Below are 26,691 nucleotides of genomic sequence, written 5' to 3'. Positions count from 1 at the left end.
TAGGCTTCACCTGTATGCCGCTGTGCAAATTCTTGTTGCCACCTTTCGCACAGTGGACCGTGGGTGCCCGGCCGGCACTCGGTCTTCCCTGCGCCCTCTTTCAATGGGCGTGATGCGACGAAGCACAACTCGGGCGAAATGAGCCGCGAGGATGCGATCCCATGTCAGTCATGCAACAAGGGTCTCGTGCCCCGGACGCGGCGCAGCGCTTCTTCAGCGGTGCGCTGCAGAGCCGGGGCCCATGCTGCAGCGATTGCCGTGGCTTGCTGGGTCCCGGCTCTGCGCAGCAGCGTAAGAACGCTGCAGCGCGTCCGGGACACGAGAGTGGGGGCTTACAGATACCGGGTCAGTTCGGTCTTGAACTGCCCGTAGACCGCATCCTCGATCTGGCTGCGGCTGATCCCGATGTCGCGCAGGGCGCGGTCGTCGAGCTCGTTCAGCGTCTTGACGGCGGAGCGGCGCTCCAGGCGGTCGAACAGGGCATGGGCGGCGCTGGCGAGCGTGCTGAAAAATCCGCCCGTCGAGGATGGGCGTAAACTCCGCCCGGCAGTTTGCGATATCGTGGTCATTTTTCTTCTCCGGCCTATGTCCCGCGCGGCGAAGCAGGTGCCGTTGGCGCAACACTCGAAGCGTTGCACCTCATTTGCCGTCGGACTGCTCTCGCTCACCTCGGCTCAATCGCGGAACTTGATGGAACTTAAATGCTCCAGTACATTGCTCGGAGCAAGGAAAACATTGCTCTCGGTGCAATAATGTCCAAGTTCGAGTACGTGAAGCTTGCCGATGCCATTGCCTCGGATATCTCTAACGGCACGTTAAGGCCCGGCGACCGGCTGCCGCCGCAGCGCAATTTTGCCTATGACCGCGGCATCGCGGTCTCGACCGCGAGCCGGGTTTATACGGAGTTGCTCCGCCGCGGCCTCGTGGTCGGCGAGGTCGGTCGCGGCACTTTCATCTCCGGCGACATCAGGCGCGAAGTCGAGGCATTGAGCGAGCCGCGCGATGCGCGGATCGACTTCGAGGTCAATTATCCGCTGCTGCCGCAGCAATGGGCGATGATCGCCAAGAGCCTCGCGGGGCTCGAGCGCGTCGACGCGCTCGAAGCCGCGCTGCGCGTCTCCACCAGCACCGGCACCAAGAGCGCGCGCAATGCCGCCGCCGCTTATCTCGCGCGCAAGGATTTTGCGCCGCAGCCCGAGCAGATCGTCTTCACCGCAAACGGCAAGCAATCGCTCGCGGCCGCGCTCACGGCGCTCGTGCCCACCGGCGGCCGCTGCGGCGTCGAGGCGCTGACCTATCCTTACGTCAAGAGCATCGCCGCGCGGCTCGGTGTGACGCTGGTCCCGATTCCCATGGACGAGCACGGCGCGCGGCCCGACGCGATTCAGAAAGCGCATCGCGAGGCCCACCTGTCGGCGCTGTATTTCCAGCCCATCATCCAGAACCCGCTCGGCGTCACCATGAACGCGACGCGGCGCGCCGACATCATGCGCGTCGCCGAAAAGCTCGATCTCACCATCATCGAGGACACCGTCTATGGCTTCCTCGCCGACGACACGCCGCTCGCCGCGCTCGGGCCGGACCGCTGCATCGTGCTCGACAGCCTGTCCAAGAAGGTCGCGCCGGGCCTCGCGCTCGGCATCCTCGTCGCGCCGCCGCACTTGCGCGAGAGCATGATGAGCGCGGTCCGGACCGGCGGCTGGATTGCCTCCGGCCACGCGCTGGCAGCCGGGCAGCGGCTGATGGCCGACGGCACCGTCGCCGAGCTGACGCGGCTGAAGCGCATCGACGCCACGCGCCGGCAGCAGACCGCGGCAAGGCTGCTGGCCGGATACCAGATCTCCGCCGACATGCGCTCCTATCATCTCTGGCTCACGCTGCCGCCACACTGGCGCTCGCAGACCTTCGTCGCCGCGGCAGCCCGGCGCGGCATCGCGCTGACGCCGTCCTCCACCTTCGCGGTCGCCCATGGCCATGCGCCGAACGCGGTGCGCCTCGCGCTCGCCCCGCCCACCTTCGAGCAGCTCGATTCCGGCCTGCGCACGATCGTCTCGCTGCTCGGCACCAAGGAAGAAGATTTCGACTCGACGGAGTAGCCCGGCGCCTATGGCAGCAGCGACCGAGGAACGCGATCGAAGCTGTAGCTCTGCGGCTGGTTGCGACGCACGAAGCCGCCGACCTGCCAGGTGAACAGTGCGGCAAAGCCGAGGATGAACAGCGCGCCGGCGAATTCGCCGATCATCAGCGCGCGGATCAACAGCCCCGTCATCGCCACCGTCAGCACCGCCAGGAAGGCCAGCACCGCCGCATAGGTCTTGCGGCCGAGGCCCGCGGTCAATTCGGCGCGGCTGCCGGCCTGCGCCATCCGTGCATGCAGCGCGACGATGAAATCGCGAAAGCCGTTGTCCTGTGGCGCCATCAGCGCCGCGGTCTGCCAACTCGTCGACAGGATCGCGATACGGCCGCCCTTGGTGTGGCTGACATCGGCGCGAAAGCGGTGCTGCTGCATCGACACCGGACGGAACGACAAGCGGATTGCACCGATCTCGTCATAGCGCCACAGGCCGGAGCGGCCGGCGATGTGCCAGGACAGCCCCTCCTCCGTCAGCTCGAAACGATGCGCCGAGCCGATCAGCGACGCCTTGTAGGCGTAGCTCGTGGCCGCCTCGGCTCCGGAAACCTGCATCTCGAAATCAATCCCGTCCGCGATCCGCTTGCGCGATCGCCCTCGCCCATCCTACAAGCGAGGCATGGCTGAGACGACCTTTTTTCCGCGCCGCCTGATTCTCGGCGCCGCCGTGATCTCCGGCGTGCTGCTCGCGCTCGCGGTGCACATGCTGGGCGCGCGCTACGGGCTCGACCTCGGCGGCCTCTGGCGTTCCGACACGCACGAGTTCATTCCGGCGGGCGCGGCGATCGCCTGGTGGCTGATCGCGACCGTCGGTTTTTCCGGCGGCTATTTCACGGCGACATTGATGCAGAGCGCCGTCTCCGGCCAGATCCCGCAACGGATGCGGCAATTCCTGATCGCGGTCGGCGTGCTGCTGCTTGCGGGTGCGGGCCAGGTGGCCTCGGCGCCGAGCCCGGTCCCGACGGTCTCGGGCGTGCTCGCCGGGCTTGCCGCGCTGTGCCTCGGTGCCATGATGGCGTTCTGCGGCGCGCATTTCGCACTGCGCCGCGGCTAGCCCCTACGCCGAAGCGCGCAGCCGCGGCCGTTCCAGCATCATCGCCACGTCCGAAGCGGGCCGCGGCTTGCTGAACAGATAGCCCTGCGCCTGGGTGCAGCCCTCGCGCCGGAGCAGCTCGAGCTGCGCGTCGTTCTCGACGCCTTCCGCGGTGGTGACGATGCCGAGGCTGCGGCCAAGGCCGGTCACGGCGCGGATGATCGCCATGGAATCCTCGCGCGTCGCCAGCTCCGAGACGAAGGAGCGGTCGATCTTGATCTTGTCGAACGGGAAGCTGCGCAGATAGCTCAGCGACGAATAGCCGGTGCCGAAATCGTCGAGCGAGATGCGCACGCCCATGGCGCGCAGCTCATGCAGGGTGGTCAGCGTCGTCTCGCTGTTCTGGAGCAGCACGGATTCGGTGATCTCGAGCTCGAGCCGGCGCGCGTCGAGTCCCGAGGCGGCGAGCGCCCCGATCACGGATGCGATCAGGTTCGGGCTCCTGAATTGCACCGGCGACAGGTTGACGGCGACGTCGACATCATCCGGCCAGGTGGCCGCATCGGTGCAGGCGGAGCGCAGCACGAACTCGCCAAGCTGGACGATGAGTCCGGTCTCCTCGGCGAGCGGAATGAAGTTGATGGGCGCGATCAGGCCGCGCTGCGGATGGTTCCAGCGCAGCAGCGCCTCGAACGCGACGACGCGACTGCTGGCGACGTCGCGGATCGGCTGATAGTACGCCTCGAACTCGTCGCGTTGCAGCGCCGCGCGCAGGTCCATTTCCAGCAGGCGCCGCGCCTGCGCGCGCGCATCCATGCCGGTCTCGAAGAAGCGATAGGTGCCGCGGCCATCGGCCTTGGCGCGGTACAGCGCGAGGTCGGCGTTCTTCAACAGCTCGTCGGGATTGTCGCCGTCCTGCGGCGACAGCGAGATGCCGATCGAGACGCCGATCACGATCTGATGGTCGTCGATCTCGTAAGGCGCCGAGATCACCTCGACCAGGCGGCCGGCAAGAGACCGCGCGGCGGTTTCCTCGGAACGTCCGATCTGGACCACGGCGAACTCGTCGCCACCGAGCCGTGCTACCGTGTCGCTCTCGCCGACGGTCGCCTTCAGCCTGCGGCCGACCTCCTTGAGCAGCGCATCGCCGATGGGATGGCCGAGCGAGTCGTTGATGTCCTTGAAGTGATCGAGATCGAGACAAAGCACCGCGAGCTGGTCGCCCGAATTCGTCCGGCGCAGTCCCTGCTCGAGCTGCTCGTGGAACAGGACGCGGTTGGGCAGGCTCGTCAGCGCGTCATGGCGCGCCATGTGCGAGATCTTGGCCTGTGCATCCAGCCATTCGGTGATGTCCTCGAAGGTCGCGACCCAGCCGCCGCCCTGCATCGGCTGGTTGACGACCCGGATGGAGCGGCCGAACCTGCTCACGAGATCGGTCGTGGTGCGGCCCTCGCGCGCGTCGGCGACGAGGCGCGCGAAGAATTCGCCCGCATCGCCCTGCCACTGGCCCTTCGCCTGCTCCTCCCGCAGCACGTCGACGAGCGCGCGGCCGGTGAGCGGAATGCCGGTACGGCCTAGCATCGCGGCGTAGCGCTCGTTGAACAGAAGGATCTTGCCGTCCGCGTCGAACATGCACAGCCCCTGCGACATGTTCTCGAGCGCGGTGTCCAGCACGATCTGCTGGCGCCCCAATTCACCCTTGGCGCGGCGGTCGAGCAGCGCGGCAACAAGCGCGATCGCGATGATCGCGACCGCGGCGCTGGCGGTGAGGAAGGACATCGAGGCCGGCGCGATCGACAGGCCGCTGATCGCAAGCGTCGGATCCGGCGTCAGCAGCACCGCGCCCATTGCGGTGAAATGATGTGCGACAATGGCGACAGTCAACAGCGTCGTCGCCGCCAGCGCATGACGAATATCGTCGCGCCGCGCGGCAACGAACAGTGCCAGCGCGGCAAAGACGATACCGAACAGCACCGAGGCGGCAACCGTGCTTCCGGTCCAGTCCACGCGGGCCGGCATCTCCAGCGCCGCCATGCCGGTGTAGTGCATCGTCGCGACGCCACCGCCGACGATGGCACCGCCGACGACGATCCATATCGCGCGCAAGGACGAAACCGCGATGCTCAGACCCACGAAGGTGACGGAGATCGCGAAGATCAGCGACAGGATCGTGACCGGGATGTTGTAGGCGCCGGCGCCGCCCGGCCCGTAGGCCAGCATCGCGATGAAATGCGTCGCCCAGATGCCGCATCCGCTGACGGCAGCATCCAGCGCGATCCAGGCCAAACGCCCCGAGCCGTGCGTCGCGCGCGCCCGGTGAAACAGGCTGATCGCCGCCGCGCTGGCGAGCAGACACACCGCGCCGCCAAGCGCGACCAGTCGCCAGTCGTGCTCCTCGGTGAGACAGTAGAGAACTTGATACATTGCAGGCCCCTATCGACCCGCACTTGAACCGACAGAAGTGGACAGTCGGTAACCGGCTACGCGCCTGTTTCGGGAATGGTGAACGGGAGATGTGTTCATTCACTCGGATTGTTCATCCTCGCGCCGGTGCCGATGACCGCGGCGGCGAGCAGCAGGACGGCCGCGGACACGACCAGCGACAGATGCAGGCCCGCCATGAACGCGCCCTCCGGGGCCACCAGCGAGCCGAACAGCGCGACGCCGAGGACGCTGCCGGTCTGCCGCGTCGCATTCAGGACACCCGCCGCGACGCCGGAGCGCGCCTTCTCGACGCTGCCCAGCAAGGTCGAGGTCAGCGGCGGCACCAGCAGCCCAAGTCCGCCGCTGATTGCGATCATCTGCGCAAAGATCGCCCAATAGCTCGTACCGGCTTCGATCCACAGCAGGCCGAGACAGCCGAACGCCGAGATACAGGCGCCGACGACGATGGTCGGACACGGGCCGATGCGCTCGGCGAGGCGTGGCGCCAGCAGATTGACCGGCAGCACCGCTGCCATCATCGGAACGAAGGCGAGACCGGTCCACCACGCCGACAGCCCGTTGACCCTCTGGAAGTACAGGCTGAGCACGAAGATCAGTCCGTAGATCGCGACGTTGACGAGCAGGCCTACGATGGTCGTCAGGGTAAACAGCCGGTGACCGAACAGCGACAGCGGCAGCATCGGCTGCGCGGCGCGGCTCTCGCGCCAGACGAACAGCACGGCGAGAACGGCGGCTCCGGCAAAGGCTGCGATCACGGCCGGATGTCCCCAGCCAAGCGCGCCGCCTTCGATGATCGCACCGGCAAGCGCCCCCAGCGCGCCGATCGCGGCAAGCTGGCCGGGCAGATCGATCTCGCGCGAGCGCGCCCGCGTGGTTTCGCTGGCGTACCGCCAGCTCAGCCACAGGCCGGCAAGCCCGATCGGCAGATTGACCAGGAAGATCGCCCGCCAGCCGACCAGCGTGATCAGCGCGCCGCCGACGAAGGGGCCGGCGGTCAGCGCGAGGCTGGCGCCTGCGGCCCAGACCGCGACGGCGCGGCCGCGCGCGCGGTCGTCCGGATAGGCGTGGTTGAGCAGCGCAAGGGAGTTCGGCACCAGGATCGCTGCCGCCAACCCCTGGACCAGCCGTGCCGCGATCAGCACGATGGCGTTGGGCGACAGCGCGCAGGCGAGCGAGGCCGCGGTGAAGATGGCGAACCCCGCCATGAAGATGCGCTTGGCACCGATCCGGTCACCGAGCGCGCCTGATGTCAGGATGAAGGCGGCAAACGCAATGGTGTAGGCGCTGACCACCCATTGCAGCTCGGCGACGCCGCCGCCGAGCGTCTTGCCCATCGCATCGAGCGCGGTGTTGACGATGGTGACGTCGAGCTGCACCACGCCATAGCCGAGGCTCATCGCGGCGAGCGTGAGGGAGGTCGCAGGACGCGAAGCGGCACGCGAGGCGCCGGCTCCCTCGTCGAGGGTTTCATATTTGATGGTGCTTGCTCGCATGCTGCCACCTCGGTTGCAGCCCCATGCGGGATATACGCTGCCGTCGCGCGATCATGTTTCGATAATGAACGAATGATGGATGCGCTGGGAACGCACTCGCCTTACATTCAGTGTCATCGCCCGCGCAGGCGGGCGATCCAGTACTCCGCGGCGGCGCGGGGATACGGAGAGGCCGCGGAGTACTGGATGCCCCGCCTTCGCGGAGCATGACACCGGACGGTGGAGAAGCAAAAGCGCCGCGCGAATGACCGCGCGGCGCTGCCGTCGTTACACCTCGCCTCAGCTCGCTGCGCGCAAATTGACCTTACTCTCGGCGAGCACGGTCAGCTTCTTGTCGGTCGCCTTCTCTTCCTCCAGCGTCTTGGCAAGCACGCTGGCGCAGTCGTTGCGGCCGAGCTGCTTGGCCCAGGCGATCAGGCTGCCGTAGCGGACGATCTCGTAATGTTCGGCGGCCTGCGCCGCGTTGATCAGCGCGGCATCGAGCACAGCCTTGTCGGCGACTTCGCCGGCCGTCTCATCGGCTTCCTCGATGATGCCGTCGATCGCCGGGCAATCGATCGCCTTCACGGCGACACCGTGCATCTTGAAGACTTCCTCGAGCCGGGCGACATGCTGCTTGGTTTCCTCGAGGTGCGTCAAAAAGCCCTGCTTCAGCTGCGGATCGGTGGCCTTACTTGCCATTTTCGGCAGCGCCTTGGTGAGCTGCTGCTCGGCGTAATAGATGTCCTGGAGCTGATGCACGAACAGGTCGTTCATGGTTTTGATGTCTTTTGTGAACAGTCCCATCGTTCCGATCCTCTTTCGGTTTCGGGAACACGGAGGCATCGGCTTGCACGAAAAGCCGCGTATTCCGCCATGTTCGATTGCTGATGGGCGCTAACGAGCACGTGACATCGACGTTCCAAAAAACCGGTCGTGCTTTGCGCTGGAACAATGCCGGCGAGCTCAGGATTTGAAATTGTGTCAACATACGGACGCGCGATCCGGGCCGGTCTCGCGACTCATATGCTTAACGCGCGTCCGATGTGAACCGCATATGACAAAAGTAGCGGGTCCCGCGCAGAACCTATCCTTGTCAAGGGCTGCACAAGCCGCTGTTTTTGCCTTAAATGAGCTGGATCATGCTAGCGATCGACGTAGTGATCGCACCCGACCGGCCAATGTCTGGCCACGTCGGCTTTGCCCCCCGCCGGGAGGATGAATGCACGGACTGCTGCCCGCGCTGAAACGCGGCTTCAAGAGATGGATCGGCTGGCGACGGCTGGGAATTGCCGCGAGCGTCTTCATCATCGCCTTCGCGATCACGACACTCGTGCGGACCCTCCACGGGATCGACAGGAGCGCCATCCTCACCGCGCTGGCCGACATCCCCCGCGGAAATATCGGTCTGGCGGCGATCTGCGTGTTCTTCGCGTTCTGTACGCTGACCTTCTACGACTTTTTTGCACTGCGAACGATCGGCAAGAAACACGTACCCTATCGCATCGCAGCACTGTCGAGCTTCACGTCCTATTCGATCGGCCACAACATCGGCGCCACCGTGTTTACCGGCGGCGCGATCCGCTTCCGGATCTATTCGGACTACGGGCTGAACGCGATCGACGTCGCCAAGATCTGTTTCCTCTCCGGCCTGACCTTCTGGCTCGGTAACATCTTCGTGCTGTCGATCGGCATGGCCATCCATCCGGATGCGGCCTCCTACATGGATCAGCTCCCCTCGTCGATCAACCGGCTGATCGCACTTGGCGGTCTCGCCTCGATCGGCGCCTATCTGGTCTGGCTCTGCATGGGCGAGAAGCGCCGCGAGCTCGGCCAGAAGGGCTGGAAGGTGGTGCTGCCGTCGGCGCCGCTGACGCTGGTTCAGATCCTGATCGGCGTGGTCGACCTCGGCTTCTGCGCCTTGGCGATGTATCTGCTGATACCGGCCAATCCGCCGATCGACTTCCTGTCGCTCGCCGTGGTGTTCATCCTGGCGACGCTGCTGGGCTTCGCCAGCCATGCCCCCGGCTCGATCGGCGTGTTCGATGCCGCCATGCTGCTGGCGCTGCCCGAATTCGGCCGCGAGCAGCTCCTGGCGACGCTGCTGGTGTTCCGCATCCTCTATTTCGTGATCCCGTTCGGCCTCGCCATCTCCATCATGGGCACGCGCGAGCTCTGGATGAACGTGGTCGAGCCCTGGCAGGAGCGGCGGCGGCTGGCGGAGGCCTGCGCGCAGGCCAACCTGCCCAAACAGGTGACGCCGATGGAACGCGAGCGGCTGCTGCGGCAAGCCAACAAGCGGTAAACCACGATCTGGGTCCGGAAGGGGTTGCGGGCGGGAGAGCAATCCTCTCTTATTTCCGCCTCAACTTTGCCGTTGAAGACGCGGGCAATGATCCCTGTATTCCTTCGCACCCTCTCCGCAAGCGCCCTGCTGCTTGCCGGGATTCTGACCGCCTTGCCGCCCGAGCGCGCCGCTGCGCAGGACGCCGGCGCCATGCAGATCAATTGGGAGGTGCGCAACCGCTTCCGGCTGTTCCGCGAGGAGCGCGACTTCCTGCTCCACGTCGAGAACGCGCGCAACCGCAGCATCCTCGCCGCCGAGCAGTCGCTGGAGCTCCAGAGCGAGGGCCGCGGCTGGGCCCGCAACATGGTCAACCGGCTCTGCATCGACCTCCAGGGCCGGGTCAACCAGCCCTGCACCCGCGACAACACCAAGGAAAACTACCTCACGCCGATCGACCACCCCGTCACGGTGCGCCTGGCCGGCGCAGTGCCGGTCGGCGCCACCTGCGCATGGTCGTTCGACGACGGCGACGGGCCGCAACAATCGACCTTCGACTGCGCCGAGCCGATCAACCTGCGGGTCCGCTACGGCAAGCAGACGGTAGCGAGCGTCGATGTCTCGTCCGGCTCCGATCCGACCCAGCGGGTCCAGACCGAGATCCAGGTCCGCGACGTCTTCGTCGCCGGCCTCGGGGACAGCATCGCCTCGGGCGAGGGCAATCCGGACCGTCCGCTGGCGCTGTCGGACGAAGGTTTCTGCTTCCGCTCCTATCTCGGCACCGCCGGCGCGCAGTACTACCGGCCGAGCCGCGCCGGCTACAAGGGCGGCCGCGCCTGCGAGGCGCCGGACACGCTCGCGAACTGGCAGCACTACAGCGCGCTCTGGTTCAATGCGCCTTGCCACCGCTCGCTCTATAGCTACCAGGCCCGCACCGCACTGGCCCTCGCGGTGCGCTTCACCCACATCGCGGTGACCTTCCTGCCGCTCGCCTGTACCGGCGCCAGCATCGGCGACGGGCTGCTCGGCTCGCAGCGCGCCCGCGAATGTCCGCCCGGCAAGACCGGCGTCTGCAACACCAGCGTGAATGCCCAGGTCGCCGAATTGCGCGAGGCGCTGACCGCGGCGAAGAAACGCCAGCCCGACCGCACGCTCGATCTCGTGCTGCTTTCGGTCGGCGCCAACGACGTCTATTTCTCCGGCCTCGTCGCCGACGTCATCGTCGAGACCGCGACCGAGCGCGCGCTGTTCCGCCGCTCCGGCGTGATGGCGAGCGTCGACGATTCCCGCGATGCGCTGGCGCACGAGCTGCCGCAGAACTTCGTCAAGCTGCGCGAGGCGCTGAAGCCGCTGGTCGGCGGCGACCTCTCGCACGTGGTCTATGTGTCCTACGCCAATCCGGCGCTCGCCGACGGCGGCGTGCCCTGCCGCGGCGGCCGCGCCGGTTTCGATATCCACCCGTCCTTCAACGCCGATCCGCAACGCCTCACCCGCGTCTCAACCTTCGTCGACACGGAATTTCTGCCGCAACTGAAGGGGCTCGCCACCTGCACGCGCGGCGCGCTGTGCCGCGATCCCGAGGCCGACCGCATGACCTTCGTCGATGCGCATCAGGCCGCGTTCGCCGATCACGGCTTCTGCGCGCATTCGGGCAACGATCCCGAATTCGACCGCACCTGCTTTGCCGAGAACGGCCAGAGCTTCAACCCGGATATCGTCAGCGCGGCGAGCCAGCCGATGCTGTGCGGCCGCGGCGCCTCCGAATACCGCGCCTATCTGCCGCGCGGGCGGTGGATACGCGACGCCAACGACAGCTATTTCGCCGCCATGACCTATCCGCAGGGCCTGCCTGCGGCGAGCCAGCCGACCGACATCCACGACGCGACCTGGGGCGTGCTCTCCGCCGTCTATGGTGGCGCCGTGCATCCAAGCGCCGAAGGCCACGCCGCGATGGCGGATGCGGCCTTGCCCGCCGCAAGCGCCGTGCTCGGGCTCGATGCGGTGCCACCGGGCGTCACGCGCGGATTTCTGCCGCAGTTGCTGCCGAGCGCGCGGCAGTAACGCAGGCTACCTCCGCACGATCGGTGTCATCGCCCGCCTAGTGCGCAATTGCGCACAGGGGCGGGCGATCCAGTACTCCGTGACGGTCGTGGTCGAATCGAGAAGCTGCTGCGTACTGGATTCCCCGCCTTCGCGGGGAATGACAGCGGAGTGCGTGATGCGACCTCGCCTACGCATCCTCCACCACCCGCGATCGTTCCTCCTCCCAGCCGTTCCATCAATCCAAAAACGGCATCGATCGATACTCCCTTGAACTTGGACACTTTGCCGCGCGCGCCTCTAGGAGTCGCAGTGAGGAAACTTTTCGAGTTCTAAGGAGGCGCGTGATGAGCGCAGTGGTGTCCGCAGCGGACGTGAGGAGGTCTCGCGTCAGGCTGTTCATCGTGACCATGTTGTTCCTGGTCACCACCGTCAATTATGCCGACCGTGCCACGCTGTCGATCGCGGGCCCCGCGCTCTCCAAGGAGCTGCATCTCGATCCCGTCGCCATGGGCTGGATCTTCTCGGCTTTCGGCTGGTCCTATGTCGTGGCGCAGGTGCCGGGCGGCTGGCTGCTCGACCGCTACGGCTCGCGCCTCGTCTATGCCTTCAGCATCATCATCTGGTCGCTGTTCACGCTGCTGCAGGGCTGGGTCGGCTTCCTCAGCGCCGGCACTGCCATCGTCGTGCTGTTCGCGCTCCGCCTCCTCGTCGGCGTCGCGGAAGCACCGTCCTTCCCCGCCAATGCCCGCATCGTCGCGGCCTGGTTTCCGGGCAACGAGCGCGGCACCGCGTCGGCCTTCTTCAATTCGGGGCAGTATTTCGCAACCGTGATCTTCGCGCCCCTGATGGGCTGGATCGCGCACGACTACGGCTGGCGCTACGTGTTCTTCGTGATGGGCGCGCTCGGCGTCATCATGGGCCTGGTCTGGCTCAAGACCATCTACGGTCCGAAGGAGCATCCCGGCATCAACGAGGCCGAGTTCGACTACATCAAGGAAGGCGGGGCGCTTGTCGATCTCGATGCCCCCAAGGAGGAGCGTGCGCCCCAGTCCGGCTCCGGGTGGGATCACATCCGACAGCTGCTCTCCAACCGCATGATGCTCGGCGTCTATCTCGGCCAGTACTGCATCAACACGCTGACCTATTTCTTCCTGACCTGGTTCCCGGTCTACCTCGTCAAGGAGCGCGGCCTGTCGATCCTGCAAGCCGGCTTCGTGGCGACGCTTCCCGCGCTGTGCGGCTTCATCGGCGGCGTGCTCGGCGGCATCATCTCGGACGCCATCCTGCGCAGGACGGGCTCGCTGACCATGGCGCGCAAGATCCCGATCGTCGGCGGCATGCTGCTGTCGATGTCGATCATCGCCTGCAACTATGTCGACGGCCAGGCGCTGGTGGTCGGCTTCATGGCGCTCGCCTTCTTCGGCAAGGGCATCGGCGCGCTCGGCTGGGCCGTCGTCTCCGACACCTCGCCGAAGGAAGCCGGCGGCGTCTCCGGCGGCCTGTTCAACACGTTCGGCAATTTGTCCTCGATCACCACCCCGATCGTGATCGGCTACATTCTGGCCGCGACCGGCTCCTTCAACGGCGCGCTGGTGTTCGTCGGCGCCAACGCGCTGGTCGCCGCGTTCGCCTATCTCGTCATCGTCGGCAAGATCGAGCGGGTGGTGCTCAAGCGTTCCTCCTGAGCGTTCCGGGCAACCGGAACGGGACCAGGCAACTTAACGGCGGCTCAAAAAGCCGCCGTCTTTGTTTTGGGGGTGATCGATGCTAGAAGTGCCGGGGAAACGCCTTATCCATCTAAGGCATGTATCGATGTTCGACCTCAACCAACTCCGCTGTTTCGTCACGGTGGCGGAAGAACTGCATTTCGGCCGCGCCGCCGCGCGGCTGAACATGACCCAGCCGCCGCTGTCCCGGCAGATCCAGGTGCTCGAGCACATCATCGACGCGCCGCTGCTGGAGCGCACCAGCCGCTCGGTCCGCCTGACGCCTGCCGGCCGCAGCTTCCTGCCGGAGGCGCGGCGCATCCTGAAGCTCGCGGAAAGCGCCTCGCAGGTCGCCCGCCGCATCGCGCTCGGCAAGACCGGCTCGCTGAAGATCGGCTTCACCGCCGCCGCGGCCTACGGCTTCCTGCCCGAGCTCGTCGCGGCCTGCCGCGCCAAGCTGCCCGAGGTCGACTTCTCGCTGAAGGAGATGGTGTCGGGCGACCAGTTCGAGGCGCTGACCTCCGGCCAGATCGACGCCGGCCTGCTCAGGCCGCCGATCGCGCGCCCGGAGCTCACCAGCCGCCGCGTCGTCGCCGAGCCCCTGCTCGCCGCGATCCCGAAGAAGCATCCGCTGGCAAGCGCCGACAGCGTCACCATCAAGGATTTCGACGACCAGCCCTTCGTGATGTATTCGCCCTATGAGAGCCGCTACTTCCACGACCTGCTGGTCGCGCTGTTCACGCGCGCCGACATCCTGCCGCGTTACGTCCAGCATCTGAGCCAGATCCACTCGATCCTCGCCATGGTCCGCGCCGGCCTCGGCCTTGCCATCGTGCCGGCAGCGGCGGCGAGCCTGAAGATCGCAGACGTGCGGCTGCGGCCGCTGAAGCTGCGCACGCGCGTGCCCGTCGAGCTTTTCATGGTCTGGCGGCGCGACAACGAGGATCCACTGCTCTCTGCGTTGGTCAAAATCGCGAGCGAATTGTCCTCCGCGGAGATGCTGGAAGATTGATGCTGATTTCGCATCGGTCGATATAGGCTTTGGCTTGGACGCGCATCGAACGGTCTCCTAAACCACGGCGCATGGACGTGCAGGCTTTGGCCCGCGTCCTCCACAACACGAGACAAGGGAGCAGCGCCCATGAGCAAGATGACCCCGCAGGAAATGGCCCAGAAGATCGGATCGGGCCTCCTGTCCTTCCCCGTCACGCCATTCAAGGCTGACTACTCCTTCGACGAGGCGACCTACCGCGCCAACATGGACTGGCTGTGCGGCTATGACGTCGCCGGCCTGTTCGCCGCCGGCGGCACCGGCGAATTCTTCTCGCTGACGCCGAGCGAAGTTCCTGAAGTGGTCAAGGTCGCCGTCGACGAGACCAAGGGCCGCGTGCCCGTGCTCGCCGGCACCGGCTACGGCACCGCGATCGCCCGCGAGATCGCGATCGGCGCGGAAAAGGCCGGCGCCGACGGCCTGCTCCTGCTGCCGCCCTACCTCACTCATGCCGAACAGGACGGCCTTGCCGCCCATGTCGAGGCGGTCTGCGCCTCCGTGAAGATCGGCGTCATCGTCTACAACCGCGACAACGCCATCCTCCAGCCCGACACGATCGCGCGCCTCGCCGAGCGCTGCCCCAACCTCGTCGGCTACAAGGACGGCATCGGCGACATCGAGCTGATGACCCGCGTCTACACCAAGCTCGGCGATCGTCTCACCTATGTCGGCGGCCTGCCTACCGCAGAGACCTTCGCACTGCCCTATCTCGACATGGGCGTGACGACCTATTCCTCGGCCGTGTTCAACTTCGTGCCGGAATTCGCCACCAACTTCTACGCCGCCGTGCGCAAGCGCGATCACGCGACGATCCATGCCGGACTGAAGGATTTCATCCTGCCGCTGATCGCGATCCGCAACCGCAAGAAGGGCTATGCGGTCTCGATCATCAAGGCCGGCATGAAGGTGATCGGCCGCGATTCCGGCCCGGTTCGCCCGCCGCTGACCGACCTCACCGAGCAGGAGGTCGCGGAACTGACCGCGCTGGTGAAGAACCTGCCCGCCATTCGATCGACACAACAGGCGGCAGAATAACCGACGACAACAGGGAGGAGTGCACGATGGCCCAGACTGAAATCTCTGGCGCACCGGTCGTCACGGCGATGCAGGTGATCCCGGTCGCGGGCCGCGACAGCATGCTCCTCAATCTGAGCGGCGCGCATGCGCCGTTCTTCACCCGCAACATCGTCATCCTCACCGACAATGCCGGTCACACCGGCGTCGGCGAGGTGCCGGGCGGGCAAAGGATCTGGCAGACCCTCCAGGACGCCCGCGATCTCGTGATCGGCAAGACCGTCGGCGCGATGAACAATATCCTCGCCGACGTCCGCACCGCCTTCGCCGACCGTGACGCCGGCGGCCGCGGCAAGCAGACTTTTGATCTTCGCGTGATGATCCACGCGGTCACCGCGATCGAATCCGCGCTGCTCGATTTGCTGGGTCAGCATCTCAACCTGCCGGTCGCAGCCCTGCTCGGCGAAGGCCAGCAGCGCAAGAGCGTCGAGACGCTCGGCTATCTCTTCTTCGTCGGCGACATCAGCAAGAGCAAGCTCAGCTACATCAAGGGCGAGACCGGCAAGGCGGAATGGTTCAACCTCCGCCATCAGGAGGCGATGACGCCCGAGACCGTGGTGCGGCTCGCGGAAGCCACCCATGACCATTACGGCTTCGCCGACTTCAAGCTGAAGGGCGGCGTGCTCCGCGGCGAGCAGGAGATCGAGGCCGTCACCGCCATCGCAAAGCGCTTCCCCAACGCGCGCGTCACGCTCGACCCGAACGGTGCCTGGTCGCTCGACGAGGCTGTCAGGCTCTGCAAGGACATGCACGGCATTCTCGCCTATGCCGAGGACCCCTGCGGCGCCGAGGCCGGCTTCTCCGGCCGCGAGATCATGGCCGAGTTCCGCCGCGCCACGGGGCTGCCGACCGCGACCAACATGATCGCCACCGACTGGCGTCAGCTCTCCCATGCGCTGCGCCTCGGCGCGGTGGACATTCCGCTGGCCGATCCCCATTTCTGGACCATGCAAGGCTCGGTGCGCGTCGCCCAGACCTGCCGTGACAACGGCCTGACCTGGGGCTCGCACTCCAACAACCACTTTGACATTTCGCTGGCCATGTTCACCCATGTCGGCGCCGCCGCTCCCGGCAAGGTCACCGCGATCGACACCCACTGGATCTGGCAGGACGGCCAGGCGCTCACCAGGGAGCCGCTGCAAATCAAGGGCGGCAAGATCGCCGTCCCCGACAGGCCGGGCCTGGGCATCGAAATTGACAGAGCCGCTATCGACGCCGCGCATGACCTCTACAAGCAGCATGGACTCGGTGCCCGCGATGACGCTATTGCCATGCAGGACCTGATCCCCGGCTGGACGTTTGACGACAAGCGTCCCTGCCTCGTGCGTTAAGCTTAATTCTCGGAGGACTAGATGACTGCGATCCTGAAGAACTTCATCGGCGGCGAATGGGTCGACGGCTCCGGCGTCACCAGGAACATCAACCCCTCCAACACCAACGACCTCGTCGGCGAATACGCCAAGGCCGACAAGGCGCAGACCGAGAAGGCCATTGCGGCCGCCAAGGCCGCCTTCCCCGCCTGGGCGCAGTCGACGCCGCAGGTGCGCTACGATGCCCTGAACAAGATTTCCCTCGAGATCCTCGCCCGCAAGGAAGAGCTCGGCCGCCTGCTCGCCCGCGAGGAAGGCAAGACGCTGCCGGAAGGCATCGGCGAGGTCGCCCGCGCCGGCCAGATCTTTGCGTTCTTCGCCGGCGAGGCGCTGCGCCTGATCGGCGAGAAGGGCGCCTCCGTCCGTCCCGGTCTCGACGTCGAGCTCACCCGTGAGCCAGTGGGCGTCATCGGCATGATCACGCCCTGGAACTTCCCGATCGCCATTCCCGCCTGGAAGATCGCGCCTGCGCTCTGCTACGGCAACACGGTGGTGTTCAAGCCGGCTGAGCTCGTGCCGGGCTCGGGTCACGCGCTGGCCGAGATCATCACCCGCTCCGGCATTCCCGCCGGCGTGTTCAACCTCGTGGTCGGCTCCGGTTCGGTGGTCGGCCAGACCCTGCTCGATCACCCCGATGTCGCCGCGATCTCCTTCACCGGCTCGGTGCAGACCGGCCGCAAGATCGCGCAGGCCTGCGTGCTCTCGAACCCGATGAAGAAGTTCCAGCTCGAGATGGGCGGCAAGAATCCGCTGGTCGTTCTCGACGACGCGGACCTGAAGACCGCCGTCGAGGTCGCCGTCAACGGCGCCTACTTCTCCACCGGCCAGCGCTGCACCGCCTCCTCGCGCCTGATCGTCACCGAGGGCATCCACGACCGCTTCGTCGCCGCGATGTCCGAGCGGCTGGCGGGCCTGTCGGTCGACGACGCGCTCAAGGCCGGTGTGCACATCGGCCCCGTGGTCGACCAGAGCCAGCTCGACCAAGACCTTCGCTACATCAAGATCGGCCAGGACGAAGGCGCCAAGCTCGCCTTCGGCGGCGAGCTGCTCAAGCGCGAGAACCCCGGCCACTATCTCGCGCCGGCGCTGTTCACCGAGGCCAACAACAACATGCGCATCGCGCGTGAAGAGATCTTCGGACCCGTCGCCGCCGTCATCCGCGCCAAGAACTACGAGGAGGCGCTCGCGATCTCCAACGACACCGAGTTCGGCCTCGCTTCCGGCATCTGCACCACCAGCCTGAAATACGCCTCGCACTACAAGCGCAACAGCGAGTCCGGCATGGTCATGGTCAACCTGCCGACCGCCGGCGTCGACTATCACGTGCCGTTCGGCGGCCGGAAGGGTTCGAGCTACGGCGCCCGCGAGCAGGGCTCCTATGCCCGCGAGTTCTACACGACGGTGAAGACGGCTTATACGTTCCCCGGCTGATCCGGGACGTAGGACATCGTAGGGTGGGTTAGCGCAGCGTAACCCACCTCTTCTGCTTCCGCAGACACAGACATTGGTGGGTTACGCTGCGCTAACCCACCCTACAAATCCGGAGTCCTCCTATGGACCAGGACGTCGCAGCGAAGGAACAGCCCCGCTACATCAAGCTCAACGAGCGCGACAACGTCGCGATCGTGGTCAATGATTTCGGGCTTCCCGCCGGCTCCCGCTTCGCCTGCGGACTGACGCTGCGCGCCTTCGTGCCGCAGGGACACAAGACGGCGCTGGTCGATATCGCGCAAGACGCCCCGATCGTCCGCTATGGCGAGATCATCGGCTACGCGCTCTCGCCGATCCTGGCCGGCGAATGGGTCGATGAGGCGCGCATCCGCATGCCCGAGGCCCCGGCCCTCGACAAGCTGGAAATCTCGACCGCCGTCCCCGCGCCGCTGCCGCCGCTCGAAGGCTTCACCTTCGAAGGCTTCCGCAATCCCGACGGCTCGGTCGGCACCAAGAACATCCTCGGCATCTCCTCCTCCGTGCAATGCGTCAAGGGCACGATGGAATATGCGGTGAAGCGCATCCGCGCCGAACTGCTGCCGAAATATCGGAACGTCGACGACGTCGTGCCGCTGACCCATGCCTATGGCTGCGGCGTCGCCATCACCGCGCCCGATGCGGTCGTCCCGATCCGCACGCTGCAGAACATCGCGCTCAACCCCAATTTCGGCGGCGAGATCCTCGTCGTCGGCCTTGGCTGCGAGAAGCTCGCGCCTGAGCGACTGGTGCCGGAAGGCGTCAGCGATGCCATCGTGCGCATGCAGGACGAAGCCTTCGACGGTTTCGGCGCAATCGTCGATGCGATCATGACCCAGGCGGAAGCCCGCCTGAAGATCCTCAACAAGCGCACCCGCGAGACCTGCCCGGCTTCCGATCTCGTCATCGGCCTGCAATGCGGCGGCAGCGACGCCTTCTCCGGCGTCACCGCGAACCCCGCCGTCGGCTTTGCCGCGGACCTCTTGGTGCGCGCCGGCGCCACCGTGATGTTCTCCGAAGTCACGGAAGTGCGCGACGCCATCCAGCTGCTCACCCGCCGCGCCATCAACGAGGACGTCGGCCGCGCGCTGGTGCGCGAGATGGCCTGGTACGATTCTTATCTGGCCCGCGGTGGCGCCGATCGCAGCGCCAACACGACGCCCGGCAACAAGAAGGGCGGCCTCGCCAACATCGTCGAGAAGTCTCTCGGCTCGATCGTCAAGTCCGGCTCGAGCGCCATCACCGGCGTGCTGTCGCCCGGCGAGAAGGCGACGCAGAAGGGAATGCTGTTCGCGGCAACCCCCGCCTCCGACTTCATCTGCGGTACGCTCCAGCTCGCCTCCGGCATGACGCTGCAAGTGTTCACCACTGGCCGCGGCACGCCCTATGGCCTCGCCGCCGCGCCCGTGATCAAGGTCGCGACCCGCACCGAACTCGCGCGCCGCTGGAAGGACCTGATCGATTTCGACGCAGGCCACATCGCCACCGGCGAGAAGACCATCGAGGAAACCGGCTGGGACCTGTTCCGCCTGATCCTCGACGTCGCCTCTGGCCGCACCAAGCCGTGGTCGGACCGCTGGGGCATCCACAACGACCTGACGCTGTTCAATCCGGCGCCGGTGACCTGAAAACCGCCAGCCGGCTTTACTGGCTGTCCATCAGATGCATGTCGCCCAGCGTGACCGGCAGGCTGCGCGTAATGAGGTCCGCAATCGCCGCGCGCAAGCGTTCGCTCGCAGCCGGCCCTTCAAACGTCTCGTCAACCGGCCCGCTGGGACCTGCGAGCCGCATGGTCCCGGTGTTGTCGAGCGGCGCGGCTGCCCGCTTCTCGATCACGTCGAACGACTTGCCTTCGATGACCCGGACCTCGTAAAGCGCGTGGATCAGGCCATAGTCTGCCAGCAGCGTCCGATATTGAGCCCGACGCCCTCGACGTTGCGGCCGTTTCCGAGTTTCGATCTTGCCCGGGTGATGACGATATACGCATCCAACCCCTGCGGTGCGACATCGCTGCGAACCAGCTCCTTGAAGGGATCGCTGCGCAGCAGATTGACGGGCGCTACCGCAGAATCCCGGATCGCGGCGAACGCTGAGCGCCTGTAGCTCACCGGCTGTACGCGATAACGACCGCTCAGCAGCCTGGTCGCCTGCTGGACGATCAGCTCGTCCAGCCCCCATGCGCTGATCGGAGCACTTTGCCCGGTGTTGCCGAGCCCGGTCAGGCCGGCTTTTGTCAGGCTCATCTCCTCGCCGATGGCCGAGACGATGCCGATGGTCTTGATCGCCTGGAGTTTCGTCGCGCGTGTCTCGAACGCCGCGGCGGCGCTGAGAACGGCGCATGCGATTGCGCAGGCGAGACCCAGGATAACTCTATGGCGCATAGCCTATCGGATCCTGAAATCGAACGAATAGGACGCACCGAGGCCAATAGTGGTCTGGTTCGACGATCCCCGCAGCTTCACCAGCGGACTGTCCGCGGCATCGCCAAGCAGCTTCTCGTACTCGACATAGGCATGGACCTCCCACTGCGGATTGATGCGATAGGAGATCTGGCTGCCGAAGCCGACCGAGTGTGCGCCGCCCCTGGCATTGTAGGTGGGCAATACCGACGCCAGCGCCTGCGCGGCATCGACGCCGAAATACGGCGCGGTCGCCTTGGTGCTCTTCCAGGTGAAGCGCGGGCCGGCCGAGATCGTGAGCCGCTGGATCAGCGGCACGATCACGTCGGCGGAGACATCGGCGACCGTACCGGTATGGCCGTCCATGCCCTGGCGCAATTCGCTGCGCAGGCGCAGCCAGTCGACCGGATAATATTCGACGAAGCCGCCGAGCTCATATGCGGCCTTGACGTCGCCGAGACCGGTCAGCTCGACATATTTGTCGCTCTTGCGCGACGTGACGTATTTGAACGCAGGCCCTGCGCGAAAATTTCCGACGTCGAGCAGCGCAATGCTGGCGCTGTCGCGGGGCCCGCGAAACTGGTCGACCGATCCGGCACGGCGAATGGAGAAGATCGGGATCGGCATGAACTTGCCGTTCTTCGATCCGACGAAGTCCGGCATGTACTCGCCGCCGATGCCGACCATGACGGTCCAGTTGCCGGAGGGTGAGGGCAGCATCGGCAGTTCGAACGGCGGGGCCGGCAGCGTGAATGCGGTCTGCGCCGATGCGGACTGCGCAGACGTCATGATCGCGCCGAGTGCGGCAACACAGGCGGTCGTCCGCCGCGCATTCGCCGTGAGGCGGAGAGCGGCTTCGTCAATATGCTTCATTACGGGGCCCCGGACCGGCCTTCCTGGCTGGTCGACTGATGTGGTTGGTAGCCACAGCATGTGGTCCGGCAAAATTGCCCCAAGATTGCAAGGCGCAATCGCCACCGCGACATTCCGCGCGCCGGGTGCGCGGCCGGATCAACATTGCCCGAACATTGCCGGGCCGCGCTCACGCCGCCGAACTTTAACCGCCGGCGCGCGCCAGGCCCCGCGTTCCTGCCTTTTATTCGCCAAGCTCGCTGCCTTAAAGGGAACCTCGCGCAACGAACCGAAACGCCGGAATTCGGCCAGGGAGCGTCAAGGTCGGGGTTCACTGCCCCAGCAGAGTCAAGGACGACCCGCGTGCGCTCCCTCGTGATCGAAGACGAACCGCAGATCGGTGCCTATGTCAGCCGCCTGCTCGGGCAATTGCACGGCGTCGTCGACGTCGTCGGCTCGATTGCCGACGCCCGTCAGGCGCTGGACAACTTCAAATATGATCTCGCCATCGTCGATCGTATGCTGCCCGACGGCGATGCGCTCCAGGTGGTCGCTGCGCTGAGCCAATCGCCGGACCGCCCCGCGATCATCATGCTGACGTCCAAGGATGCCAAGGAGGATGTCGTCGATGGCCTCAATTGCGGCGCCGACGACTATCTCGGCAAGCCGTTCGAGCCGCAGGAGCTGATTGCGCGGGTGCGCGCCGTGTTGCGACGGCCCCGGCTGCTCGCACCCTCTGTGCTGTCGCTCGGCAATGTCGAGCTGCATCTCGGCAGCAACGAGGCGGTGGTCGCCGACACCAAGATCCTGCTGCGGCGGCGCGAGGCGCTGATCCTCGGCGCGCTGCTGATGCGGCGCGACCGCGTCATCACCCGCGCCGCCCTGATCGAGGAGATCTACGGCTTCGACGACGAGATCGAATCCAACACGCTCGAAGCGCAGGTCTCGCGCCTGCGGAAGAAGTTGACCGAGCTCGGCGGTGACGTCGAGATCCGCAGCATGCGCGGCATCGGCTACATCCTGCGGCTGGCAACACCGCGATGACGTCGATCGCCCGGACGTTTGCGCTGTCGCTCGGCATCGCCGCCACGACGATCTTCCTGATCATGCTCGGCATCTTCATCTGGCGCTATCCGATGGAGGAACGCGAGTTCAGGGCTTGCCGGGTCGTCGTGGCTGTTCTGGAGCGTGCCACTGTTACCGAAGGGCAAAACCTGACGGTGCGCCCGACTCCCTCCCTCGAGGAGCTTAAAGCGGACAGCCCGAGCCTCTGGTACGTCGTCTCCGCGGGTGATATGGTCAGCGAGTACGGCAGCGAACGCCGGCCGCATCTCCCCTTCGCGTTTCCCTATCACGGGCCGGTCGGCTCGTCCGTCTTCAGCACACTCGACCAGAAGAGCACCTTCTGTCTTGCCGTCGTGCAACGGGGTTCGTTGCAGCTTACGATGATGGTCGGCGAACCCAAGGTCCGCTTCGGCCGGATTGCCAGGAACTTCCTTGTCCGCAGCAGTTTCGGGATCATCACGCTGGCGCTGGCCTTTGCGGCGACGGTGGCCATCGGCTCAATGCTGGCCGCACGTTTCGTCTCGCGCGGCATCGAACGAGTGGCGCGTCGCGCGCTCGCGATCGACCCATCGGCCCCGCAGGGCCTGATATCCCTGTCCGAAGTCCCCACCGAGCTGAAGCCACTGGTCGAGGCGCTGAACCGCGCCTTCGGCGAGATCGACGCCTACATCAGGAGGCAACGCCGCTTTCTCGGCAATGCCGCACACCAGCTTCGCACGCCGTTGACGCTGCTGCGCGCAAAGATCGAGGACCTGTCCGAACCGGCCCTGAGGGCCGAATTGGTGCGAGACGTCCGCCGCCTCACCTCGCTGGTCTCCGCCATGCTCGATCTTGCGCGGCTGCAAAACCACGCGATCGAGAAACGGCCGATCGATCTTGCCCGGATCACGCTGGACGTGCTCGCCGATTTCAGCCCCTCGGCGCTCGACGCCGGCATTGAGCTTGCGCTCGAACGCGCCGAGGAAGGCCCGCTCCTGGTGCAGGGCGTGGATGCCGCCGTTCGCAGCGCGCTCGCCAATCTCGTCGGCAACGCACTCATCCACGCCCATGGTGCGCGGCGTATCGTCGCCACGCTCAGCCGTGGAAACGTCTCGGTCGACGACGACGGCGCAGGCCTGCCCGATGGCGCGGAGCACCGGCTGCTCGAGCCGTTCCAGACCGGCAACAGCGCGGGTGACGGCGCGGGCCTCGGCCTGTCGATCGTCCGCGAGATCATGGCTGCACACGGCGGCGAGCTGATCATCTCCTCCGAGCCGGGCCGTGGCACGACGATGAGCCTGCGCTTCCCCGAGGCAAATGCGACGACGAGATCTCCACAACTCGATCTGCAGGCGCTCTAGCGAGGCTCCGCGGTCTTTCCACGAAACCGTCCGGAAACATTTGCGCGAAAAACGTCTTCCGCGTTTCATCCCTTCGCATCAAGCAACCAAATATATCCGCCGGCGGCGATGGAATGTTCGCATACGAGCGAACCTGTCGCGGCATTGAGGCGACCAAACCTCCGATTGACATCTTCCACGGAGATTTTCCAATGCGCGTTCTTTCGATGATTGCCGTTGCCGGCGCCATGATTGCGGGCTCGACCAGTGCTTTCGCCGCCGAGCTTCCCTCTTACGAAGTGAAGGCGTTTCCGATCTCGGCGACGCAGGTCCAGGTGCTCGGCGGAGCCGGGGTCGAGGAGCAGTCGGGCGCGTCCGCGATGGTCGTTGCCGGCATGCCCGCCTCACCGGCGCAGATCTCGGTGCTGGCGCCGCGCGTCAAGCGACTTGCGAGCGCCAACACAACGAGCGAGCCGCGTTGACCGCCAGCGCCGAGGCGCACCACGCCATTCTCTCATTCACGCATTCGCGCGCCGACATCAATCGGCGCGCGCTCGATTTATATGAATACTAATTCCAAATCGGATGATTGAGGGACCATTGCGTCCCTCCTGCACTTCAAGCTCCAGACCGCGCTTGTTAGTCGTCCCGTCGCAAATGATGGGGTCGCGAATGACAAACTATCTGAGGACGACAGCGAGATTGATCGGTGGCGCACTGCCGCTGTTGGCAGGCTTGATGGACGCGCCGCCGGCCGAGGCGCAGTCATCGTCGCAGGAACTGCCCGCCGTCGTCGTGCAGTCATCGTCGCGGCCGGCGGCACGGACACGTCCGCCTCGCTCCCGGCAGACCGCGCAGGCGGCAAGTCGCCGTCGTCAGGCCCAGCATGCGCCGTCGAACGCCGATGCGCCGGCGGCCGGCGCGGGCACGGAGACCGCGACAAGCCCGGTTCAGGGCTATGTCGCGACCCGCAGCGGCACCGGCACCAAGACCGACACGCCGCTGCGCGAGACGCCGCAATCGATCAGCGTGGTGACCGCGGATCGCGTCACCGACCAGGGCGCGACCACCGTTCAGGAAGCGCTGCGCTATGTCCCCGGCGTGTTCGCCGACGCCTACGGCGCCGACACGCGCGGCGACTATCCGCGCATCCGCGGCCAGGACCCGAACATCTATCTCGACGGCACGCGCATGGTGAACACCAACAACTTCAACGAATGGCGGCCCGAGCCCTATACGCTGGAGCGCATCGAGGTCTTGCGCGGCCCCTCTTCCGTGCTCTACGGCGATACCTCGACGGCAGGCCTGTTGAACCTGATCTCGAAGCGCCCGCAGGCGGAGGCCGCCAACGAGATCGGCGTGCAATATGGCAGCTTCAACCGCAAGCAGGTGCAGCTCGACTCCACGGGAAAGCTGACCAAGGACGGCGAGTGGCTCTATCGCTTCATTGGCGTGTTCCGCGACAGCAACACCCAGACGGACTATGTCAAGGACGACCGCATCCTGATCGCACCGTCGCTGACCTGGCGGCCGACCAACAACACGAGCTGGACCGTGCTCGGCACCTATCAAAAGGACACGACCGGTTCCTCCACGGCGTTTCTACCGCATGAGGGCACGCTGTTTGCCGGCCCCAACGGCTTCATTCCGGTGCAGCGCTTTGCCGGTGAGCCTGGCTTCGACAAATATCAGACCGAGACTGGCGCGATCAGCAGCCTGTTCGAGCACAGCTTCAGCGACGGCCTGAAGATCCGGCAGAATCTGCGTTACGCCCATGTCGAGGGCATCTACCGGTCGACGTGGCCGGATCTGAACTTCGTCGATCCAAGCAATCCGGATTATCCGTTCCTCGATTCCAGCCGACGCACCGTGGCACGCAGCGTATGGAGCCGCGCGACGACCAAGGACAGCCTGACCTCGGACAGCAATGCCGAGCTGAAATTGCACACCGGGCCGGTCGCGCACAAGGTGCTGTTCGGCGCCGACTACCGCGAGTTCAGGGAACGCGCGCAATCAGGCTTCGCCACAGATCCAACGCCGTTCGATCTCTACGCCCCGGTCTACCGCGGCGTGACCGCGCCGACGATGTCTCCCGAGCCCGATCTTCGCCAGAGCCAGCTCGGCCTCTACGCCCAGGACCAGTTGCGGCTCGGACCGTGGCTCGCAGTGCTCGGCCTGCGCCACGACTACGTCACCAGTGACACGCAGGGCTCTCCGATCGAAAATTACCAGGCGACCACGGGCCGCGCCGCACTGATGTACGAGCTGCCGTTCGGCGTCACGCCCTACGTGACCTATGCACAATCGTTCAACCCGGTGTTCGGCAGCGGTGTCTGCGCGACGGGGGTCTGCGCGCCGCAGCGCGGCGAGATGGTCGAGCTCGGCTTCAAGTACAATCCGACGCCGGGCAATGCGATCAACGGCGCGATCTTCGACACCACCGAACGCAACCGGCTGGCCAATGACCCCGACAATCCGATGTTCTCGATCCAGACCGGCAAGGTCCGCATCCGCGGCGCCGAACTCGAGGTGCTGACGCGCGTCACGCCGGAGCTCGATCTGATCGGCGCCTACACCTACCTCGACGCCCGCGTGGAGAGCGGCGACAATTCCGGCAAGCATGTCGAGACCGTGCCGGATCACCAGGCTTCGCTCTGGGCGAAATACCGCCTCACTCTGCTCGGCCTGCCTGGCGTCACGCTCGGCGGCGGCGTGCGCTATATCGGCCAGTCCTGGGACGGCACCGACACCATCCGCACGCCCGACTACACCCTGTTCGATGCGATGGTTCGTTACGACAACGGCCCCTGGCGGCTTCAGGTCAACGCCAGCAATCTCTTCGACAAGCGCCATCTCACCACATGTTTGGCGCGCGGCGATTGCTTCCTCGGCATCGGCCGCACGGTGCTCGGCAGCGTGACGTACAAATTCTAGCGACGAACTCTACGTCACGCTGCCCGACATGAAGCAGCGATCATTC

The 26,691-nt window shown here is 65.8% G+C and carries 22 protein-coding genes; 14 read left to right on the top strand and 8 right to left on the bottom strand.

The features are described 5' to 3' along the window. Positions 1 to 332: 332 nt before the first annotated feature. Entirely contained in the window at positions 333 to 569 is a 237-nt protein-coding gene (locus RAD15_RS13200) for a DUF1127 domain-containing protein (protein WP_458177998.1), read from the bottom strand. A gap of 183 nt (positions 570 to 752) precedes the next feature. Here RAD15_RS13200 and RAD15_RS13195 point away from each other — a divergent pair, with 183 nt between their 5' ends. Further along, a complete protein-coding gene (locus RAD15_RS13195) occupies positions 753 to 2,096 on the top strand; it encodes an aminotransferase-like domain-containing protein (protein ID WP_458177996.1) in 1,344 nt (447 codons plus the stop codon). 8 nt (positions 2,097 to 2,104) lie between these two features. Here the strand turns inward: RAD15_RS13195 and RAD15_RS13190 are convergent, their stop codons facing one another. Beyond that, complete coding sequence (locus RAD15_RS13190) at positions 2,105 to 2,686, bottom strand: hypothetical protein (RefSeq protein ID WP_458177994.1); 582 nt, start codon at positions 2,684 to 2,686, stop codon at positions 2,105 to 2,107. A 64-nt stretch (positions 2,687 to 2,750) separates the two neighbouring features. On the opposite strand from RAD15_RS13190, the gene RAD15_RS13185 reads away from it, so the two are divergent. Continuing rightward, complete coding sequence (locus tag RAD15_RS13185) at positions 2,751 to 3,185, top strand: hypothetical protein (protein WP_458177992.1); 435 nt, start codon at positions 2,751 to 2,753, stop codon at positions 3,183 to 3,185. Between the two features lie 3 nt (positions 3,186 to 3,188). Here RAD15_RS13185 and RAD15_RS13180 read toward each other — a convergent pair whose 3' ends face one another. The 3 genes from RAD15_RS13180 to RAD15_RS13170 form a co-directional block, all read right to left on the bottom strand. Continuing rightward, positions 3,189 to 5,588: a bifunctional diguanylate cyclase/phosphodiesterase gene (locus RAD15_RS13180; RefSeq protein ID WP_458177990.1), complete on the bottom strand. Its 2,400-nt coding sequence runs from the start codon at positions 5,586 to 5,588 to the stop codon at positions 3,189 to 3,191. Between the two features lie 95 nt (positions 5,589 to 5,683). Further along, positions 5,684 to 7,102, bottom strand: coding sequence for an MFS transporter (locus tag RAD15_RS13175; protein WP_458177988.1), 1,419 nt, complete (start codon positions 7,100 to 7,102; stop codon positions 5,684 to 5,686). Between the two features lie 279 nt (positions 7,103 to 7,381). Next, positions 7,382 to 7,888, bottom strand: a complete 507-nt coding sequence (locus RAD15_RS13170; RefSeq protein WP_458177986.1) for a YciE/YciF ferroxidase family protein — start codon at positions 7,886 to 7,888, stop codon at positions 7,382 to 7,384. 415 nt (positions 7,889 to 8,303) lie between these two features. Between RAD15_RS13170 and RAD15_RS13165 the strand changes: the two genes are divergently transcribed. The 8 genes from RAD15_RS13165 (at position 8,304) to garD (ending at position 19,704) form a co-directional block, all read left to right on the top strand. Next, on the top strand, positions 8,304 to 9,386 hold the full coding sequence (locus RAD15_RS13165; protein ID WP_458177984.1) for a lysylphosphatidylglycerol synthase transmembrane domain-containing protein: 1,083 nt from the start codon (positions 8,304 to 8,306) through the stop codon (positions 9,384 to 9,386). Between the two features lie 87 nt (positions 9,387 to 9,473). After that, positions 9,474 to 11,426 (top strand): hypothetical protein, encoded by a 1,953-nt coding sequence (locus tag RAD15_RS13160; RefSeq protein ID WP_458177982.1) that lies wholly within the window; start codon positions 9,474 to 9,476, stop codon positions 11,424 to 11,426. Between the two features lie 326 nt (positions 11,427 to 11,752). Next, positions 11,753 to 13,093 carry an MFS transporter gene (locus RAD15_RS13155; RefSeq protein WP_458177980.1) on the top strand — a complete coding sequence of 447 codons (1,341 nt, stop codon included), beginning with the start codon at positions 11,753 to 11,755 and terminating at the stop codon, positions 13,091 to 13,093. A 127-nt stretch (positions 13,094 to 13,220) separates the two neighbouring features. After that, the gene (locus tag RAD15_RS13150) at positions 13,221 to 14,126 is read left to right on the top strand and encodes a LysR substrate-binding domain-containing protein (protein ID WP_458177978.1); all 906 of its coding nucleotides are present in this window, start codon (positions 13,221 to 13,223) and stop codon (positions 14,124 to 14,126) included. A gap of 129 nt (positions 14,127 to 14,255) precedes the next feature. Continuing rightward, positions 14,256 to 15,200 (top strand): 5-dehydro-4-deoxyglucarate dehydratase, encoded by a 945-nt coding sequence (gene kdgD, locus RAD15_RS13145; protein WP_458177976.1) that lies wholly within the window; start codon positions 14,256 to 14,258, stop codon positions 15,198 to 15,200. Positions 15,201 to 15,226: 26 nt separating this feature from the next. Next, the gene (gene gudD / locus RAD15_RS13140; RefSeq protein WP_458177974.1) at positions 15,227 to 16,570 is read left to right on the top strand and encodes a glucarate dehydratase; all 1,344 of its coding nucleotides are present in this window, start codon (positions 15,227 to 15,229) and stop codon (positions 16,568 to 16,570) included. 21 nt (positions 16,571 to 16,591) lie between these two features. Further along, the gene (locus tag RAD15_RS13135) at positions 16,592 to 18,040 is read left to right on the top strand and encodes an aldehyde dehydrogenase family protein (RefSeq protein ID WP_458177972.1); all 1,449 of its coding nucleotides are present in this window, start codon (positions 16,592 to 16,594) and stop codon (positions 18,038 to 18,040) included. A gap of 122 nt (positions 18,041 to 18,162) precedes the next feature. Beyond that, positions 18,163 to 19,704: a galactarate dehydratase gene (garD, locus tag RAD15_RS13130; protein ID WP_458177969.1), complete on the top strand. Its 1,542-nt coding sequence runs from the start codon at positions 18,163 to 18,165 to the stop codon at positions 19,702 to 19,704. Between the two features lie 16 nt (positions 19,705 to 19,720). Here garD and RAD15_RS13125 read toward each other — a convergent pair whose 3' ends face one another. The 3 genes from RAD15_RS13125 to RAD15_RS13115 are packed head-to-tail and all read right to left on the bottom strand — an operon-like array spanning position 19,721 to position 21,348. Continuing rightward, the gene (locus RAD15_RS13125; RefSeq protein WP_458177967.1) at positions 19,721 to 19,912 is read right to left on the bottom strand and encodes a hypothetical protein; all 192 of its coding nucleotides are present in this window, start codon (positions 19,910 to 19,912) and stop codon (positions 19,721 to 19,723) included. A 47-nt stretch (positions 19,913 to 19,959) separates the two neighbouring features. Beyond that, positions 19,960 to 20,457, bottom strand: a complete 498-nt coding sequence (locus tag RAD15_RS13120; protein WP_458177965.1) for a hypothetical protein — start codon at positions 20,455 to 20,457, stop codon at positions 19,960 to 19,962. A gap of 3 nt (positions 20,458 to 20,460) precedes the next feature. Continuing rightward, the gene (locus RAD15_RS13115; RefSeq protein ID WP_458177963.1) at positions 20,461 to 21,348 is read right to left on the bottom strand and encodes a MipA/OmpV family protein; all 888 of its coding nucleotides are present in this window, start codon (positions 21,346 to 21,348) and stop codon (positions 20,461 to 20,463) included. 342 nt (positions 21,349 to 21,690) lie between these two features. Between RAD15_RS13115 and RAD15_RS13110 the strand changes: the two genes are divergently transcribed. The 4 genes from RAD15_RS13110 to RAD15_RS13095 all read left to right on the top strand — a co-directional run bounded on the left by RAD15_RS13110 (position 21,691) and on the right by RAD15_RS13095 (position 26,645). Continuing rightward, entirely contained in the window at positions 21,691 to 22,371 is a 681-nt protein-coding gene (locus tag RAD15_RS13110; protein WP_458177961.1) for a response regulator transcription factor, read from the top strand. A 62-nt stretch (positions 22,372 to 22,433) separates the two neighbouring features. Beyond that, a complete protein-coding gene (locus RAD15_RS13105) occupies positions 22,434 to 23,732 on the top strand; it encodes a sensor histidine kinase (RefSeq protein WP_458177959.1) in 1,299 nt (432 codons plus the stop codon). Between the two features lie 191 nt (positions 23,733 to 23,923). Beyond that, on the top strand, positions 23,924 to 24,193 hold the full coding sequence (locus RAD15_RS13100) for a hypothetical protein (protein WP_458177957.1): 270 nt from the start codon (positions 23,924 to 23,926) through the stop codon (positions 24,191 to 24,193). Positions 24,194 to 24,383: 190 nt separating this feature from the next. Next, positions 24,384 to 26,645 (top strand): TonB-dependent siderophore receptor, encoded by a 2,262-nt coding sequence (locus RAD15_RS13095; protein ID WP_458177955.1) that lies wholly within the window; start codon positions 24,384 to 24,386, stop codon positions 26,643 to 26,645. Positions 26,646 to 26,691 lie beyond the last annotated feature (46 nt).

It is taken from the genome of Bradyrhizobium sp. 14AA (assembly GCF_054185205.1).
Note: the sequence above shows the minus strand (reverse complement) of the source record. Positions and strands in the feature narration are given on the sequence as shown.

Excerpts from the sequence above, each read along its gene's own strand:
- RAD15_RS13185 (WP_458177992.1), top strand. The coding sequence starts at position 2,751 with ATGGCTGAGACGACCTTTTTTCCGCGCCGCCTGATTCTCGGCGCCGCC.
- RAD15_RS13095 (WP_458177955.1), top strand. The coding sequence starts at position 24,384 with ATGACAAACTATCTGAGGACGACAGCGAGATTGATCGGTGGCGCACTG.
- RAD15_RS13180 (WP_458177990.1), bottom strand. The coding sequence starts at position 5,588 with ATGTATCAAGTTCTCTACTGTCTCACCGAGGAGCACGACTGGCGACTG.
- RAD15_RS13100 (WP_458177957.1), top strand. The coding sequence starts at position 23,924 with ATGCGCGTTCTTTCGATGATTGCCGTTGCCGGCGCCATGATTGCGGGC.
- gudD (WP_458177974.1), top strand. The coding sequence starts at position 15,227 with ATGGCCCAGACTGAAATCTCTGGCGCACCGGTCGTCACGGCGATGCAG.
- RAD15_RS13105 (WP_458177959.1), top strand. The coding sequence starts at position 22,434 with ATGCTCGGCATCTTCATCTGGCGCTATCCGATGGAGGAACGCGAGTTC.
- RAD15_RS13115 (WP_458177963.1), bottom strand. The coding sequence starts at position 21,348 with ATGAAGCATATTGACGAAGCCGCTCTCCGCCTCACGGCGAATGCGCGG.
- RAD15_RS13120 (WP_458177965.1), bottom strand. The coding sequence starts at position 20,457 with ATGCGCCATAGAGTTATCCTGGGTCTCGCCTGCGCAATCGCATGCGCC.
- garD (WP_458177969.1), top strand. The coding sequence starts at position 18,163 with ATGGACCAGGACGTCGCAGCGAAGGAACAGCCCCGCTACATCAAGCTC.
- kdgD (WP_458177976.1), top strand. The coding sequence starts at position 14,256 with ATGAGCAAGATGACCCCGCAGGAAATGGCCCAGAAGATCGGATCGGGC.
- RAD15_RS13190 (WP_458177994.1), bottom strand. The coding sequence starts at position 2,686 with ATGCAGGTTTCCGGAGCCGAGGCGGCCACGAGCTACGCCTACAAGGCG.
- RAD15_RS13155 (WP_458177980.1), top strand. The coding sequence starts at position 11,753 with ATGAGCGCAGTGGTGTCCGCAGCGGACGTGAGGAGGTCTCGCGTCAGG.
- RAD15_RS13165 (WP_458177984.1), top strand. The coding sequence starts at position 8,304 with ATGCACGGACTGCTGCCCGCGCTGAAACGCGGCTTCAAGAGATGGATC.
- RAD15_RS13135 (WP_458177972.1), top strand. The coding sequence starts at position 16,592 with ATGACTGCGATCCTGAAGAACTTCATCGGCGGCGAATGGGTCGACGGC.
- RAD15_RS13160 (WP_458177982.1), top strand. The coding sequence starts at position 9,474 with ATGATCCCTGTATTCCTTCGCACCCTCTCCGCAAGCGCCCTGCTGCTT.
- RAD15_RS13195 (WP_458177996.1), top strand. The coding sequence starts at position 753 with ATGTCCAAGTTCGAGTACGTGAAGCTTGCCGATGCCATTGCCTCGGAT.
- RAD15_RS13170 (WP_458177986.1), bottom strand. The coding sequence starts at position 7,888 with ATGGGACTGTTCACAAAAGACATCAAAACCATGAACGACCTGTTCGTG.
- RAD15_RS13200 (WP_458177998.1), bottom strand. The coding sequence starts at position 569 with ATGACCACGATATCGCAAACTGCCGGGCGGAGTTTACGCCCATCCTCG.
- RAD15_RS13175 (WP_458177988.1), bottom strand. The coding sequence starts at position 7,102 with ATGCGAGCAAGCACCATCAAATATGAAACCCTCGACGAGGGAGCCGGC.
- RAD15_RS13150 (WP_458177978.1), top strand. The coding sequence starts at position 13,221 with ATGTTCGACCTCAACCAACTCCGCTGTTTCGTCACGGTGGCGGAAGAA.